Consider the following 16,371-nt stretch of genomic DNA (forward strand, 5'->3'; position numbering starts at 1 on the left):
GATGGCCAGACGATCCGACACCCCCGTCCCCGGCCTCGTCGTCGTCGACAAGCCGCAGGGGATGACCAGCCACGACGTCGTCTCGCGCGTCAGGCGACTGGCCGGCACCCGCAAGGTCGGCCACGCCGGCACCCTCGACCCCATGGCCACCGGCGTCCTCGTCCTGGGCATCGGCAAGGCCACGAAGCTCCTCACCTGGGTCACCGGCCACGCGAAGACCTACGAGGCGACGATCCGCCTGGGGGTCTCGACCGACACCGACGACGCCGAGGGGCGCATCCTCGACGCCCCCGGGGCCGTCGACGCCGCCCCCGACCGGCTGGCCGAGGCCATGCGGGCCCTGACCGGCGACATCATGCAGGTCCCCTCAAGCGTCTCCGCGATCAAGGTCAACGGCGAGCGGGCCTACGCGCTCGCCCGCCGGGGGGTCGACGTCGAGCTGGCCGCCCGGCCCGTGTCCGTCGCCCGCTTCGACCTCCTCGCGCCCCCGCGTCCGGGCCTCGCCCCCTCGCCCGACGGGCGCGACGTCCCCATCGTCGACGCCGACGTCGTCGTCGACTGCTCGTCGGGGACCTACATCCGGGCGCTCGCCCGCGACCTCGGACGCGGCCTCGGCTGCGGCGCCCACCTCATCGCCCTGCGGCGGACCCGAGTCGGGGATTTCGGACTCGACGACGCCCTGACCCTCGACGCCCTCGAATCCGCGGCGCTGCCCGCCCCCGAGGACCCCGGGGCCGTCCCCGTCTCGCGCATCCCCCTGATCCCCTTGGACGAGGCCGTCCTCGACATGTTCGCGCCGCTGGCGCTGACCGCCGACGAGGCCCGGGCCTTCGCCCACGGCCAGGCGCCCCGGCGCGCCCCCGCCGACCTGGACGCGCAGATCGACGGTCTTCCCGAGCGGATCCTCGCGGCCGTCGACCCCGACGGGCGCGTCCTCGGGCTCCTGCGGTGCACACCGACCCGAGTGCGCACCGAACTCGTCTTCCACACGGAGAACTGATGAAAACCTGGACCAGACTCGACGAGGTCCCCGGCGACCTGCGCTCGGTCGTCACCATCGGCAATTTCGACGGCATGCACAACGGGCATGCGAAGGTCATCGCCTCGTGCGTCGACCGCGCCCGCCGGGCCGGCGCGTCCTCCGTCGCCATCACCTTCGACCCGCACCCCACCCAGGTCCACAACCCGGGCGTCGGCCTCGAACTGATCTTCCCCCTGAACGACCGCATCGATGCGATGGCCGCCACCGGATTGGACGCCACGCTCGTCGTCCACTACGACGCCTCCGTCTACACCCTTGAGCCCGAGGAGTTCGTCGTGGAGTTCCTCGTCGAGCGGCTCGGCGCCGTCGAGGTCGTCGTCGGGGAGGACTTCCACTTCGGCCGCGCCAACTCCGGGACCGTCGACACGCTGCGCGAGCTCGGCCGCCGCCACGGGTTCGACGTCGTCATGGTCACCGACATCGAGGCCCCCGAGGGGAGGCGCTGGTCCTCCTCGTGGGTCCGCGAGCTCCTCGCCGCCGGCGACGTCACCGGGGCGGCCCGCGTCCTCGGGCACCTCCACCGCATCCGCGGCACCGTCGAGCACGGGTTCAAGCGGGGCCGGGAGCTGGGCTTCCCGACGGCGAACCTCCACGGGGACATCGAGGGGGTCGTCCCCGGCGACGGCGTCTACGCCGGGTGGGTGGTGCGCACCGTCCCGGGGACCTCGTCGACGGAGTTCCTGCCCGCCGCCGTGTCCGTGGGGACGAACCCGCAGTTCGACGGCGATAAGCGGACCGTCGAGGCGCACGTCCTGGGGCGCTCCGACCTCGACCTGTACGGGGAGCGCATCGGCGTGACCTTCGTCGCCAGGATCCGCCCGATGGCCAGCTTCGACTCGGTCGAGGCCCTCCTAGAGCAGATGGACGACGACCTGCGCCGCACGGCGTCGATCCTCGGCGTCGCCGTGGCCGGTCGGGTGGCCCCCGATTCGGTGACCGCCGGCTGACGAGGGGCGCCCCCCGCGATAGTCGTCGGCCCTGGACCCGCGGGGACCGCGCGGGCGCCGACGTGCCCGATCCCACAGGGCCGAGGCCCCCGGCCGGCCCCGCGGCGGGGAGGGCCGGACCCGGCCCGTGCTAGCCTTGACAAGCCGTTGATCGGCCGCGGACCGTCAGCCGATGGGACAAGCCCACCGGCCCCGCGCAACGAGACATCAAGGAGAAGCCCGTGCCCCTGAGCAAGGACGTTAAGGACCAGATCATCGCCGAGTACGCCACGCACGAGGGCGACACCGGCTCCCCCGAGGTCCAGATCGCGCTGCTGACCCGGCGCATCAAGGACCTGACCGAGCACTTCAAGACCCACAAGCACGACCACCACTCGCGCCGCGGTCTGCTCCTGCTGGTCGGCCGCCGCCGTCGACTCCTCGGCTACCTGGCCGACATCGACATCGAGCGGTACCGGTCGCTCATCGAGCGTCTGGGCCTGCGCCGCTGACCCCGTACCGGCCCGATCCCCTCGTGGGACCGGGCCGGTTCACTACCTCCGGACGGACCACCGCCCGAGGTGGGCGCCCGACGTTCCGGGGCGCGCACCGTCCGGACACACTGCTGGAACGCCGCGCGCATCAGCCGCCGGTTTTCGACAGTGGCTCACGGACCCACCGCCAGGGCGCACGCCGTGGGCTTCGATCGAAGGCCGAAGCCGAGCGCGCATCCACTGAGAACGCAAGGAGAGACGCCACCCATGATGGAAGGCACCGATATCGTCGCCGCAGAGGCGATCATCGACAACGGGAGCTTCGGCACCCGCACTGTCCGCTTCGAGACGGGCCGCCTGGCCAAGCAGGCCGCGGGCTCGGCCCTGGCCTACCTGGACGACGAGACGACCGTCCTGTCGGCCACCACCGTCGGCAAGCACCCCAAGGACCAGTTCGACTTCTTCCCCCTGACGGTCGACGTCGAGGAGCGCCAGTACGCGGTCGGCCGTATCCCCGGCTCGTTCTTCCGCCGCGAGGGCCGCGCCGGCACCGAGGCCATCCTCGCCGCCCGCCTCATCGACCGCCCGCTGCGCCCCGGCTTCGTCAAGGGCCTGCGCAACGAGGTCCAGGTCGTCGAGACGGTCCTGACGATCCACCCCGACGACGCCTACGACGTCCTGGCGATCAACGCCGCCTCGATGTCGACGCAGATCGCCGGCCTGCCCTTCACCGGCCCGATCGGCGGCACCCGCCTGGCCCTCATCGACGGCCAGTGGGTGGCGTTCCCGCGCTGGTCGGAGCTCGAGCGCTCGGTCTTCAACATCGTCGTCGCCGGACGCATCGTCACCAAGGACGACGGCTCCGAGGACGTCGCCATCATGATGGTCGAGGCCGGTGGCGGCGCCAACGAGTGGGAGCTGATCCAGGCGGGCGCGACCGCCCCCACCGAGGAGGTCGTCGCCGACGGCCTGGAGGCCGCCAAGCCCTTCATCAAGGCCCTGTGCGAGGCGCAGATGAAGGTCGCCGAGCGGGCGTCGAAGGAGACCGCGGAGTTCCCGCTGTTCCTCGACTACACCGACGAGCAGTACGCCGCCGTCGAGGAGTGGACCGGGGACAAGCTCGCCCGGGCGCTGCTCACCGAGGGCAAGCTGGCTCGCGATGAGGCGTGCGACGCCGTGAAGAACGAGATGCTCGGCGCCCTGCACGAGCGCTTCCCCGAGTCGGAGAAGGAGCTCAAGGCCGCTTTCCGCTCCCTGGAGAAGCAGACGATCCGCCAGCGCACCCTGCGCGAGGAGATCCGCATGGACGGGCGCACGCCGCGTCAGATCCGCTCCCTGTCCGCCGAGGTCGAGGTCCTGCCCCGCGTCCACGGGTCGGCCCTGTTCCAGCGCGGCGAGACCCAGATCCTCGGCGTGACGACCCTGGCGATGCTCCGCATGGAGCAGCAGATCGACAACCTCTCGCCGATCAACGCCAAGCGCTACATGCACCAGTACAACTTCGCGCCCTTCTCGACCGGCGAGGTCGGCCGCGTCGGCGCCCCGAAGCGCCGCGAGATCGGCCACGGCGACCTGGCCGAGCGAGCCCTGATCCCCGTCCTGCCGTCGCGCGAGGACTTCCCCTACGCGATTCGCCAGGTGTCGGAGACGATGGGGTCGAACGGCTCGTCGTCGATGGGCTCGGTGTGCGCCTCGACGCTGTCGCTCCTGCAGGCCGGCGTGCCGCTGCGCGCTCCCGTCGCGGGCATCGCCATGGGTCTGATGACCGGCGAGGTCGACGGCCAGCAGAAGGCGGTCACCCTGACGGACATCCTCGGCGCCGAGGACGGCTTCGGCGACATGGACTTCAAGGTCGCCGGCACGCGGGACTTCATCACCGCCCTCCAGCTCGACACGAAGCTCGACGGCATCGACTCGCAGGTGCTGCGCGGGGCGCTCGCCCAGGCGCGCGACGCCCGCCTGGCGATCCTCGACCTCATCAACCAGGCCATCGACGGGCCCGATGAGATGAGCGCGAACGCGCCGCGGATCATCACCGTCAAGGTCCCGGTCGACAAGATCGGGGAGGTCATCGGCCCCAAGGGCAAGATGATCAACCAGATCCAGGAGGACACGGGCGCCGAGCTGACGATCGAGGACGACGGCACCGTGTACATCGCGTCGTCGAACGGCGAGGCCGCGGAGGCGGCGCGCGCGATGGTCAATCAGATCGCGAATCCGCAGATGCCCGAGGTCGGCGAGCGCTTCGTCGGCACGGTCGTCAAGACGACGTCGTTCGGCGCGTTCGTCTCGTTGACGCCCGGCAAGGACGGTCTGCTGCACATCTCGCAGGTCCGTCGTCTGGTCGGCGGCAAGCGCGTGGAGTCGGTCGACGACGTCCTCCAGGTCGGCCAGCAGGTCGAGGTGGAGATCGCCGAGATCGGGGACCGCGGGAAGCTCAGCCTGCACGCTGTCGTCGAGGGCGAGGCGGGCGACGCCGAGGCCTCCGAGTCCGAGGGCGAGGAGCGTCGCGAGCGCCGTGAGAGGCGCGATCGTTCGGAGCGTCGCGAGCGCCGTCCGCGCACCCGGACCCGCCGCAAGCGCGAGGACGAGGGCGAGGACGCGTCCTCCGAGGGGGATTCTTCCGACGAGTGATCCGATGGATGATCGGTCGTGAGGACTGATGACCGGGCCCGCAGCCACGAGCTGCGGGCCCGGTTCTCGTCGGGCTGCCAAGGGGCTCGCGGTTGCAGCGTCCGCGGGCGCCGGGAGGCGGGTGAGTCGAGGTGCGCGGATTCCCCTGAGCGCTCCGCTCAGGTATCGTGCAGACCGTTCGGGAGGGCGGGCCGCCGTTCCCGTGGAAGTGGGGAAGCGATCATGCGCCGTAGTCAGGGACAGCACCTCGGACAATGGGGGAGGGGAGACGACGGCGAGCATAAAACGAAGAGTGTCGTCGGGCCCCAGTGGCGGTGGGAATTCCAGCCGTTCTCTCTCATACCGGCGTTTCTGGCCGTCATCGGGATGCTGATCGTCAGCTATCCTGCGGTCGCGAGTTGGATTAGCCAGTACAACCAGTCGAAGATCATCACGAGCTACGGGGCCCAGCTTGAGGCCGCCGAGCCGGATCAAGTGGTCCAGCTGGAACGAGCCCACGCATACAACGCGGCGCTTCAGGTCGGGGCACTGCTCGAGGCGAACACGAATGCCCCTACGGGCAGCGGGACGTCCAGCGATGCCGACCTGGACTACGACTCGATCCTCAGCGTCAACTCGGATGGGTTGATCGGGAGGATCCGGATCCCCCAGATCGATGTCGATCTGCCGATCTATCACGGGACTGCGGACCGCACACTTCTGGAGGGGGTCGGCCACCTGGAGGGCACGTCGCTGCCAGTCGGAGGGCGCGGGACTCGAACGGTGCTCACCGGTCATCGAGGATTGGCCGATGCCAAGATGTTCACCGACCTCGACAAGGTCCGCGTCGGCGATATCTTCACCCTCGAGGTGTTCGGCGAAGTCTTGACCTACAGGGTCGACGACCGCAAGGTCGTCGAGCCTGAGGACACAGAGTCCTTGCACGCGGATCCGAACCGGGACCTCGCGACGCTGGTGACGTGCACTCCGCTGGGGATCAATAGCCATCGCATCCTCCTGACCGGTGAACGGGTGACTCCCACGCCCAGTAGTGAGGTCCAGGCTGCCGGTCGGGCCCCGGGGACTCCACGTTTCCCGTGGTGGGCGGTCTGGATCCCCGCCGGCGTCGTCGCAGCGGGTCTGTACGTGTGGTGGTCGGGTCTGCCGAAGCAGTCGAGAAGACGACGCGGCCCTGACGCTGCGAGTTGAGCGCGGCTCGCGTTCTCTCCTGTCCTTGTTCCGCGCGTGCTGATCCGTGAGGCAGTGCGTTTTCACTCGGATTCGGGGAGGCTCTCTCCGACGGGGCATGACGCGGATTGACGATCGTGTGGGGCCCGGTCGTTCGGTGCCTTGGGAACGCAAGCAGTCGTCCGGAGTGGCGAATGGTTCCTGATGAGTCAGCAATATAAGTGTCCTGACCTGCATTAACAGGGGAATAGCTGTTTCCGGTCCTTTTCCTTTTCTTGGTATTTTCCAGCGATTATCCAGGAAAAGTTGCGGGGGGGGGGAGCTATCCTCGACGTGCTCCAGGAGTCTAAAAGCGCGAGAGAAAGCATTGGTGCCCCAGAGAATTCGAGCGCTGATAGGTCAACTGCTTTCAGATGATGGGGCGGTGATGGGCTCCTTCTTCGACGACGGATTGTTCACATATTCAGGTGAGTTTTCCTGGGGCGTCTATTGCCTATTCGATGGCTGTTGACCGCGAGGACTGATAATCCGTGTTATTCAATTCCCCTGCCGCCCCCGGTGCCGCTCATGCTCGCTCGCATCCTCGGTGCCGTCGGAGCATCGTTATGGCATTCGCAGTGGTGGCGTGCCTACTGGTCTCCTCCGGGGGCGTTCTGTACACCGCTGGAGCCCGAGGGGCATTCGCGGCGCAAGGAGAGCCGGTCGCAGTCGGATCGGCCCCCCAATCGGGCGGACAGTCGGCAACCGAGCGTTTCGAGGGGAGAACCTCTCGCCCCTCGGGGACGGTCGACAAGGTTAACGACACAGAGGAGGAGGCGGCAACGGAATCGCAAGACTCTGAAATGGCTCCTCCTGAAACGAATGACGAAGGGCTCGATTCACATTCACCAGACTCCTCGGCCGCGTGGGATCAGGGGATGGTGACCCCCGGGGCTTCGGAACCGGGGCCAGCCGCTTACTCCGCGACTCCGCGCGCCCCCCGAGCCGGCGAACTACCGGCGGTCTTCGCCACGGGAGGAACTGGACGCTTCAAGGAATCGATCCAATGGCTCCAATGGGCGGACTACTCCCAGTTCGAGAACAACCCCCGTCCCAGGGTTCCCGTCCTGGACTATGGGCAGACCAAGACTTTCACGAACGCGCGCGATCTGGGCGAGGCGGGAACCCTCGTCACCACGTGCCAATTATCGGATCTCGACTACATCGGCAGCGGAACCGGAAGACCGGCCCAATCCAAGGCACCGCTGGTCGCGACGATCCCCGGGACCTGGGCGGGTGACGCCCTAGACAACATGTACAACGTCGGAGGAGCGCAGTATTGGAAGGGAGGCTACCCTATCCGCCAGAGTTGGCAGTCCTATCCAGACGATCTCATCAATCCGAATCAGATGGTCATCGGCCTGGCGAACGGCTATGCCTACGTCGGCGATCACTCCTACGAAGACAAGGACCACGACTGGACGCAGGGGAATGCTCCGACCGGACTGAACGCCCGAGTGAGATTCACCCTCTCATGTACCGCGACGCTCAACGGGAAGAATGTACCGCTTGAAGGGCTTGTCTTCGCCGATGCTGAAGCGTCCTCGGACCGTAGTAGTGACGGGATCGGGAACTCGAACAACGTCGAGACCAGCCTTTCGCAGCAGGGCTGGAAAGATGAATGGATCCAAGTGGACACGCTCGACGGGATCGCGAAATTCCGAGTTCTCGACACCCTCAAAGGCGACGGGTGCCCGATCACGACCAAGGCGTGGATCCAGGGGAGCGGCGGCGCGATCTCGAAGCTGCGTTTCATGCCCACCGGTGAGGAATGCGCCTATCAGAGCGATATTCAACATGACAAGTGGAAGTACCCGGTCGGCAAGGGAGGCCCTGATGTCGTGACCTTTATGGAGGGGGCGACGAAAGCCCGAATCACGATCCAGGGCGCCGGGTATTCCGCCGTTGCGCTCGGCCTAGTCATCGCCACCGACTTCGGAGACGCCCCGGCCTCGTACGGGAAGGCCTCATCACTGTTCCAGCCGACCTGGGAAGACGGACAGATCACGTCGAACGGCCAAGACATGTTCGGTGTCGGACAGGCCCGGATGCGCACCGACAAGACCGTCCTCGGTACTCGGATCGACGCCGAAGGGGAGCAACAGCACTCGGATAATGCCCGCGGCGACGACGATTCGGGGAGCCCGGACGACGAAGATGCGGTCGAGGACTCAGTGATCGCCCTCGGGATCTCCACTCAGCCCGGAGCGCTATACGACCTCACTGTCGCCTGCATGGGGCCGGGAAAGGTGGCCGGGTGGATCGACTGGAATCACAACGGATCCTTCGATTCCTCCGAGAAGAGCACCGAGGCCCCCTGCTCGCCCGCAGACAAGAGCGCCGTCGTCAAATGGGCGGTGCCGGCCGACGTCGTCCGCAGCGTCGACAACGAACCCGGCAGCGAAAACGACACCTACATGCGCCTGAGGATCACCAACGACAACAACGGCGATGGGCAGAAACCGACAGGTAACACCTCCACCGGCGAGGTCGAGGACTACAAGCTCTCCGTTCGCATTCCCACGCTCCAGATCGTCAAGAAGGTCGATGCCCCCCATGCGTCCGAAGAGGTCGGGGCCCTTCCGCCCCACGAATGGGCGCTCTCGGGCCGCAATGCCGTCGCATCCGGGTCTTTTGCTCGTGTCGAGGGATTCGGAGATACGGGTATCCAACGAGTCCAGCGAGGAAAGTACGCCCTTTCCGAGCAGTCGACCCATGCCGATGCGGCCGCCTACGAGGCCGGGCACTGGACCTGCGCCGAAACCCCTGGCACCATCCGCGAAACCGGAGTGCCCTTTGAGTCCACCGTGTCGACATCGACCGTGACCGTCGCGAACTCGGACCGCGTGACATGCACGATCACGAACTCCAGCCTGCCTGGAACCCTGACCTGGAATAAGGTCGACGAGGATTCCGCGACCCTCCTCGGAGGGACCTCATGGGTGCTGACCGGACCCGGAGTCCCCCCGGAGACTGTTGTCGTCGACTGCGAACGCGCGGCCTGCCCCGTCGGCGACCACCTGGATCAGGATCCAGCACCCGGCCGGTTCCGATTGACGAATCTGCGCTGGGGAACCTATTCCATTCAAGAAAGGACCGCCCCCGCCGGATACTCCGTCCTCCCCGATTCCCTGAGATTCACGACGATCATCCCCACTGGTCTCGAGGGGACCCTCGAAGCGCTCGGCTCGGGTCCGGTGAACGAGGACGGCGCAGTGGTCAACCGACGGATCACGGGGTCGGTAACCTGGCAGAAAGCCGACGAGTCGGACGAGTCTCATACGCTCTCGGGCTCACAGTGGTCATTGACGGGAGGGGCGTCCCTGCCGGCCGAAGGCGTGGTCATCGCCGACTGCGTGGCCTCAATCCCCTCCCAGTGCCCCCATGCGCCTAACGGCACCTACTATGATGTCGATCCGAAAGCAGGCGTGTTCAAGGTCGAAGGCCTCTCCTGGAGCGATACCCCCTATTCCCTCATCGAGGCCGTCGCTCCGCCCGGCTATCAGATCTCCTCGCAGGAGTACTCCTTCACCATCACCCGGGACCAGCTGAACTACGTATTCTCCGCACCATTCACGAATCGTCTTCAGGAAGTCCCACCCCTGCCGTTGACAGGTGGGACGAGCACGGACTCCTTCCTCATTCTCGGAGGAGCGGTGGGCGGCCTCGGCGTGATCGCGGGAGCCATCCTCGCGCACGGACGGCGACGGACTCGGTCAAGCCGATGACTGACGAGCATGCTCCCGTGTCTTCTGCAAGACGAGCTCTCGCATCGAACACCGAGTGAGGAGGCGCGTAATAGGGGCTGACAGCACTCTTTCAATGAACACAAGAATTCCTGCTGTTTCATCCATCAAGGCAACATAGTGGAAGGACAATTTGTGGAAACCACACGCCATCCCCTCGTGCGCCGAGTGCTTGCGACAGGCACGGCGATCGCCATAGGCCTCGTCGGCCTGAGTGGCACCGCATGGGCGACCGAGCCGAGTTTCGGCAACATCGATACGACCGTCAGCGATGGGAAGATCACGCTTCACAAGCACATCGAGCAGACCGGTGCAGTGGTGACGGGAGACCCCAGCGGCACCCCCGGCGTGGCCTCGAAGGCGATCGAGGGAGTCGAGTTCACCTTGTACAAGGTCAAGGATCTCGATCTCACGCAGTTCGCCGGCTGGGAGAATCTCTCCCAAGCGACCGTATCCGCCACCTGTGACAAACTGACGGTCGATACGAAAGATTACACGACCGAGAAGATCAAGGCCGTTAAAACCACCGCTGAAGGCATCGCGGTGTTCTCCGGCCTGTCCGTCGCCGCTTACGTCGCATGCGAGACCGACACCTCCGGGGCGAAGATCGACGGCCAGGCGACGACGGTCGTCGCCAAGGCCGCTCCGTTCCTTGTGACCCTCCCGTACCCCGATACGACGGATCCGACCCCGTCGGGCACATGGCTCTACGACGTCCACGCCTATCCGAAGAACTCGGTGGCGACGGCGAAGAAAACAATCGACCAACAGACCGCCTACGGTCTGGGGGCGGTCGTCACATTCCCAGTGACGACAGAGATCCCGACGATTTCTGCGGATAAGCTCTTCGCCTTCTACTGGGTCCAAGATGACCTGGACGTCCGCCTTGGCGACGTCAAGGTCGAGAAGGTCCTTCTCGACGGCGCGGCCCTGACCGCCACTGATGACTACACCGTGGCGATCATCAATAACAAGGTCACGATGGTCCTGACCAACAAGGGACTGGCGAAGGCCTGGGCCAAGCAGGGCAAGCAGATCATCACGACTTTCAGCGGTACCGTGACCAAGCTCGACACCGATGGACAGGCGAGCGGCGTCATCAAGAACACCGCGAAGCTCTACGTCGATACCTACACGAACCCGAATCCGCCGACTCCCCCGACACCCGACAATCCGCCTGAGCCGCCGAATCCGCCGACTCCCCCGACACCGGACCAGCCGACCCCTCCCGAGCCTCCGGTCCCCCCGGTCCCCACCAATGAAGTGACGACCAACTGGGGCGACGCCCGTATCCTCAAGTACGACGCGAACGACACCGCGTCGAAGAAGGGCCTCGCCGGAGCGAAGTTCAAGGTATACAACGGGAAGGGGACCCCAGGGGCCTGCCTCGCGGAGAAGTCGGATAATCAGGCGGTCACGACCGCGGCCGTACCCACGGGAGAATTCACCTCCAATGACGCCGGCCTCGTCGCGATCGACGGCCTCTATGTTTCGGATTCGGTCAACGGAATCGCCAACGCCCAGTCCCGCTGCTACGTGCTTGAGGAGATCGCTGCTCCGGCGGGCTACACGATGCCGGCGAACACGTTGACATCCCTGGAGGTGAGGATCGGCAAAACCGCTGAAGCCTCTTACGATCTTGAAGTCCCGAACACCAAGCAGAACGTCCCTCAGCTTCCGCTGACGGGGGCGAACGGTGAACTGCTGTTGACGATCGGTGGTGCATCCGTGATCCTCCTCGCGGTCGGCTCCGCCTTCGTCGTGCACCGGCGTCGTCAGCAGATCTCATGACATCGCGAGCAGCCGGGTGGCAGGCTCCTTGAGCCGATCTATCGGCTGAACGGGGTGGCGGGGAATCCTCTTTCCCCGTCGCCCCTTCGCGTGCGCGGCCTCACCGGGGGCGGACGGGTCAGTCAGTCGCCTCTTCATGCGCACTGACTCTCACCCGTTGCCGAAGATGAAGAGACAAGAATCCGGCTCGCGTAGAGTAGAGATGAAGCCCATGACAACAGAAAGAAGGCTGTAATGCTTCGTGCATGGAGGGGATGGAGCGCCTGGAGGAGATTCGCCGAGGTCTCGACCTTGGCCGGGTCCGCCGTCTTGGGATCCGGCCTGATCTATGCCATCGTCGCCGGGACCGATATCCCTGCGTGGGCCTGGTGGGGTTTTTGGATCGGACTCCTCCTGGCCCTGCCTTTCTACGGAATGGACAGCGCCCAGCGCCGTCGACAACCGAGCGCATCCCGGCCCCCGGTACCGACAGCCGACGGGACGCCCCACAACCGGTGACCCGGTCACCAGCTACGGGCCCGCGCACCCCTGTCCAGGGGACGCGGGCCCCGGCGCATCGGACGAGCCCCATCCCACACGAGTCGGAGGGGAGGCCGGCGAGGCCGCGGAACTACACTGCCGACAGCACACGACCGCAGCCTGAGGGGAACCGTCCATGACACCGCCCATCGACCTGCCCATCGGCGCGCCCGCATCCGCGTCCTTCGACGACTCCGACACCGCCGTCGAGCGCACCGTCACCGACGCCGGCACCCGCATCATCACCCAAGCCGTCCCCGCGACCCGCTCCGTCGGCATCAGCCTGTGGGTCCCCGTCGGCTCGCGTGACGAGGCCCCCCGCCACGCCGGATCCACCCACTTCCTCGAGCACCTCCTCTTCAAGGGCACCGGCCGGCGCTCCGCCCTCGACATCGCCGTCGCCTTCGACTCCGTCGGCGGCGAGTCGAACGCGGAAACCGCCCGCGAGCACACCGCGTACTGGGCGCGCATCCTCGGCGACGACCTCGACATGGCGGTGCGCACCCTCGTCGACATGGTCGCCGACTCCCGCCTGGACCCCGCCGACTTCGACATGGAGCGCGGCGTCATCCTCGACGAACTCGCCATGAGCGAGGACAGCCCCACAGAAGTCGTCCACGACGCCTTCCAGCTCGCCGTCCACGGCGACACCCCCCTGGGGCGGCCCATCGGCGGCACCCCCGACGCCATCCGGGCCGTCACCCGCGACGACGTCCACACCCACTACCGCCACCACTACGGGCCCGACGCCCTCGTCGTCGCCGCCGCCGGAGCCGTCGACCACGCGCGCCTCGCCGGCCTCGTCGCCGACGCCCTCGCCGACTCCTCCTGGGCCGACGCCGCCGCGAGCTCCCGCCCGTCGCGCCCGCGCCGCCCCACCGCCGCCCCCGCGCCCCTCGACCACGAGCACGAGATCGTGCGCCGACGCGACGTCGAGCAAGCCCACCTGATCGTCGGCACCCGCGGCATGCGCGCCAACCACGACGACGGCCCCGTCATGTCCGTCCTCCTGAGCGTCCTCGGCGGCGGCATGTCCTCACGGCTCTTCCAGGAGGTCCGGGAGAAGCGCGGCCTGGCGTACACGACCTACGCCTTCGAATCCGCCTACTCCGACACCGGCAGCTTCGGCATGTACGCGGGGACCTCCCCCGACCGGCTCGCGGAAGTCGAGAGGATCATGATCGGCCAGCTCGAGGACCTCGCCTCCGACGGCCCCACCGACGACGAACTCGCGCGCGTGCGAGGCCAGGTCCGGGGCTCGGTCGCCCTGGGATTGGAGGACAACTGGTCGCGGATGATGCGCCTGGGGCGAGCCGAGGTCTCCGGACGCTACCGCACCGTCGCCGAAACCCTCGACGCCATCGACGCCGTCACCGCCGACCAGGTCCGCGGCCTCGCCGCCCGGCTGGCCCGCCAGACCCGCGCCCGCGCTCTCGTCCTGCCTCGCGACTGACACCGGTCCCGTACCAGGGGAGGCCCTCGTCTACGAGGCGGAGCGCTCGCACGCCCCGCGACTGCCCACAGCCCCCGTATCCGGGGCGCTCCGCCCCCGGGGCGCCCCGGACGACGCCGCACGGACCCGGGCGCGATCCGCGGCCATGACGCTCGGGTCGTCTCCCCGTGCCCCGACCGACCCCGCCCGATCGCCCGGCCCTGCGCGCGTCCCCACCCTCGGACCCGCCGCGAGCCCGCGGCGCGGAGCCGATAGGGTGAGCCCATGCAGATCCGAGTAGCAGTGACCGGGGCCAAAGGCCGCATGGGATCCACCGTCGTCGACGCCGTGACGAACGCCGACGACATGGACGTCGTCGCCCGACTCGACGCGGGCGACGCCATCACCGCCGAAATCCTCGCCGGCGCCCAGGTCGCCGTCGACTTCTCCACCCCGGCCGTCACCGAAACCAACGTCCACGCCCTCCTCGACGCCGGCGCCCACGTCGTCGTCGGCACTACCGGCTGGGACGACGACGCCTACGCGCGCGTGCGCGACCACGCACGGGAAACCGGGCTCAGCGTCCTCATCGCCCCCAACTTCTCCATGTCCGCGGTCCTGGCCATGACATTCGCCCAGATCGCCGCCCCCTACTTCGAATCCGCCGAAGTCATCGAGATGCACCACCCCGACAAGGTCGACGCCCCCTCGGGCACCGCCGCCGCCACCGCCCGTCGGATCGCCCGGGCGCGCGAGGACGCCGGCCTGGGCCCCCTGCCCGACGCCACCGAGACCGACCCCGCGGGAACCCGCGGAGGCCGCGTCGACGGGATCCCCGTCCACGCGGTGCGCCTGCGCGGCCTGACCGCCAGCGAGGAGATCCTCCTGGGCAACCCCGGCGAGCAACTCGTCATCCGCACCGACGCCTTCGACCGCGCCTCCTTCATGCCGGGCGTGCTCCTGGGCATCCGCCGCGTCGCCGACCGCCCCGGACTGACCATCGGCCTCGACCGGCTCCTCGGGCTGTGACCGACCGGCCCCGACCCGGCGCCGACCGCTCGGTGCGCCCCGCCCTGGCAGACGACGCCTCGGACATCGGACGGATCCAAGCCGCCGCCCTCGCAGCCCTCGCCCCCGGCCTGCCCGGCGCCGACCCCGCCTCCCTGGCCGCCGCCTGGACGACGAGCCTGACCGGGTCGCGCCCGCCCGGCGTGCACGCGCTCGTCGCCCTCCACGGGACCGCGGTCGTCGGTTACGCCCTCGCCGCCCCCGGGGAGAGGATCGACATCGCCGGCCGCGATCCGATCCCGGCCGGCGCCGACATCCACGAGCTCGCCGTCGACCCCGACTTCGCCCGCAGCGGCCACGGCTCGCGGCTCCTCCACGCGATCGCCGACACCACCGGGGCCGCCTGCCTGAGGGTCTGGGTCGGAGCCGACGACCAGGCGAGGATCCGCTTCTATCAGGGGGCCGGATTCGCCCCGGCCGGACTGCGCTGCCGCCTGACCGCCCCCGGTGCCCGCGCGGACGACCTCGTCCAGCACCTGTGGTGGGCCGCCCTCTGACCCCCTGACACGCCGCCCACACCGCGAGCGCTCGGGCCAGCGCACCCCTCGACCGCATATGCTCGCCCCCATGAGCCACACGCCGCCCCGCACCTTCGGCACACTCGCCCCCGCGATGGTCACCCCCTTCCACGAGGACGGGTCCATCGACCTCGACAGCGCCCAGCGCCTCGCCGGCCGCCTCGTCGACGACGGCAGCGACACGATCCTCCTGTCCGGGACGACCGGCGAATCATCGACCACCCACCAGCCGGAGAAGAACGACCTCACCGATGCCGTCCGCGAGGCCGTGGGGGACAGGGCCTTCATCCTGTGCGGCGCCGGCTCCAACGACACCGCCCACGCCGTCCGCATCGCCGAAGGAGCCCAGGCCCACGGCGCCGACGGGCTCCTCGTCGTCTCCCCCTACTACAACAGGCCCTCCCAGGAGGGCCTGCGCGCCCACGTCCTGGCCATCGCCGAGGCCACCGACCTGCCGATCATGCTCTACGATATCCCCGGGCGCACCGGCCTGGCCTTCAGCGACGACACCCTCGACATCCTCGCCGCCCACCCGCGCATCACCGCCGTCAAGGACGCCACCGGCAACGTCGAGCAGGGCGTCGAGCGGATGCACCGCACCGGGCTCGAGTACTACTCGGGGGACGACGGCCTGAACTTCGCGTGGATGACCGGCGGGGCCTCCGGCTTCATCTCCGTTGTCGCCCACATCGCCGCGCGCCACTACCGGCGGATGATCGACCTGCTCGACGCCGACCAGGTGTGGGAAGCCCGCGAACTCGCCTACTCCCTGCGACCCCTCGTCGCCGCCGTCATGGGCGGCGGGCAGGGCGCGGTCATGGCCAAGCACGCCGTCCACCTCCAGGGCCTGATCTCCAGCCCCGCCGTGCGCCTGCCCCTCGTCCAGGCGCACGGCGAGCAGGTCGCCCGACTGGAGCAGGCGATGAGGGACGCCGACCTGCTCTGAGGAGCGCGCTCCGAAGAGTCCGCCCGCAGACCGGCCGGTCCGTCATCGA

General features: G+C 68.2%; 11 protein-coding genes. All 11 read left to right on the forward strand.

The window, feature by feature from the left end:
• The first annotated feature begins 1 nt into the window (after position 1).
• Entirely contained in the window at positions 2 to 1,000 is a 999-nt protein-coding gene (gene truB, locus M3T53_RS04730) for a tRNA pseudouridine(55) synthase TruB (protein ID WP_272433325.1), read from the forward strand.
• On the forward strand, positions 1,000 to 1,989 hold the full coding sequence (locus tag M3T53_RS04735; RefSeq protein ID WP_272433326.1) for a bifunctional riboflavin kinase/FAD synthetase: 990 nt from the start codon (positions 1,000 to 1,002) through the stop codon (positions 1,987 to 1,989). Before truB ends, M3T53_RS04735 begins: the two co-directional genes overlap by 1 nt.
• A 221-nt stretch (positions 1,990 to 2,210) precedes the next feature.
• Positions 2,211 to 2,480, forward strand: coding sequence for a 30S ribosomal protein S15 (gene rpsO, locus M3T53_RS04740; RefSeq protein ID WP_272433327.1), 270 nt, complete (start codon positions 2,211 to 2,213; stop codon positions 2,478 to 2,480).
• Between the two features lie 249 nt (positions 2,481 to 2,729).
• Positions 2,730 to 5,096 carry a polyribonucleotide nucleotidyltransferase gene (locus tag M3T53_RS04745; RefSeq protein WP_272433328.1) on the forward strand — a complete coding sequence of 789 codons (2,367 nt, stop codon included), beginning with the start codon at positions 2,730 to 2,732 and terminating at the stop codon, positions 5,094 to 5,096.
• Between the two features lie 222 nt (positions 5,097 to 5,318).
• Positions 5,319 to 6,284 (forward strand): class C sortase, encoded by a 966-nt coding sequence (locus tag M3T53_RS04750; protein WP_272433329.1) that lies wholly within the window; start codon positions 5,319 to 5,321, stop codon positions 6,282 to 6,284.
• Between the two features lie 896 nt (positions 6,285 to 7,180).
• The gene (locus M3T53_RS04755; protein ID WP_272433330.1) at positions 7,181 to 10,030 is read left to right on the forward strand and encodes a CshA/CshB family fibrillar adhesin-related protein; all 2,850 of its coding nucleotides are present in this window, start codon (positions 7,181 to 7,183) and stop codon (positions 10,028 to 10,030) included.
• A gap of 153 nt (positions 10,031 to 10,183) precedes the next feature.
• A complete protein-coding gene (locus tag M3T53_RS04760) occupies positions 10,184 to 11,839 on the forward strand; it encodes a SpaH/EbpB family LPXTG-anchored major pilin (protein WP_272433331.1) in 1,656 nt (551 codons plus the stop codon).
• A 655-nt stretch (positions 11,840 to 12,494) separates the two neighbouring features.
• On the forward strand, positions 12,495 to 13,811 hold the full coding sequence (locus M3T53_RS04765) for a M16 family metallopeptidase (RefSeq protein ID WP_272433332.1): 1,317 nt from the start codon (positions 12,495 to 12,497) through the stop codon (positions 13,809 to 13,811).
• A gap of 264 nt (positions 13,812 to 14,075) precedes the next feature.
• The gene (gene dapB, locus M3T53_RS04770) at positions 14,076 to 14,819 is read left to right on the forward strand and encodes a 4-hydroxy-tetrahydrodipicolinate reductase (protein WP_272433333.1); all 744 of its coding nucleotides are present in this window, start codon (positions 14,076 to 14,078) and stop codon (positions 14,817 to 14,819) included.
• A complete protein-coding gene (locus M3T53_RS04775) occupies positions 14,816 to 15,355 on the forward strand; it encodes a GNAT family N-acetyltransferase (RefSeq protein WP_272433334.1) in 540 nt (179 codons plus the stop codon). Before dapB ends, M3T53_RS04775 begins: the two co-directional genes overlap by 4 nt.
• A gap of 70 nt (positions 15,356 to 15,425) precedes the next feature.
• A complete protein-coding gene (gene dapA / locus M3T53_RS04780) occupies positions 15,426 to 16,322 on the forward strand; it encodes a 4-hydroxy-tetrahydrodipicolinate synthase (RefSeq protein WP_272433335.1) in 897 nt (298 codons plus the stop codon).
• The last annotated feature ends 49 nt before the right edge of the window (positions 16,323 to 16,371 follow it).

Source organism: Actinomyces sp. B33, assembly GCF_028437565.1.
In the GTDB taxonomy this organism is placed as follows: domain Bacteria; phylum Actinomycetota; class Actinomycetes; order Actinomycetales; family Actinomycetaceae; genus Pauljensenia.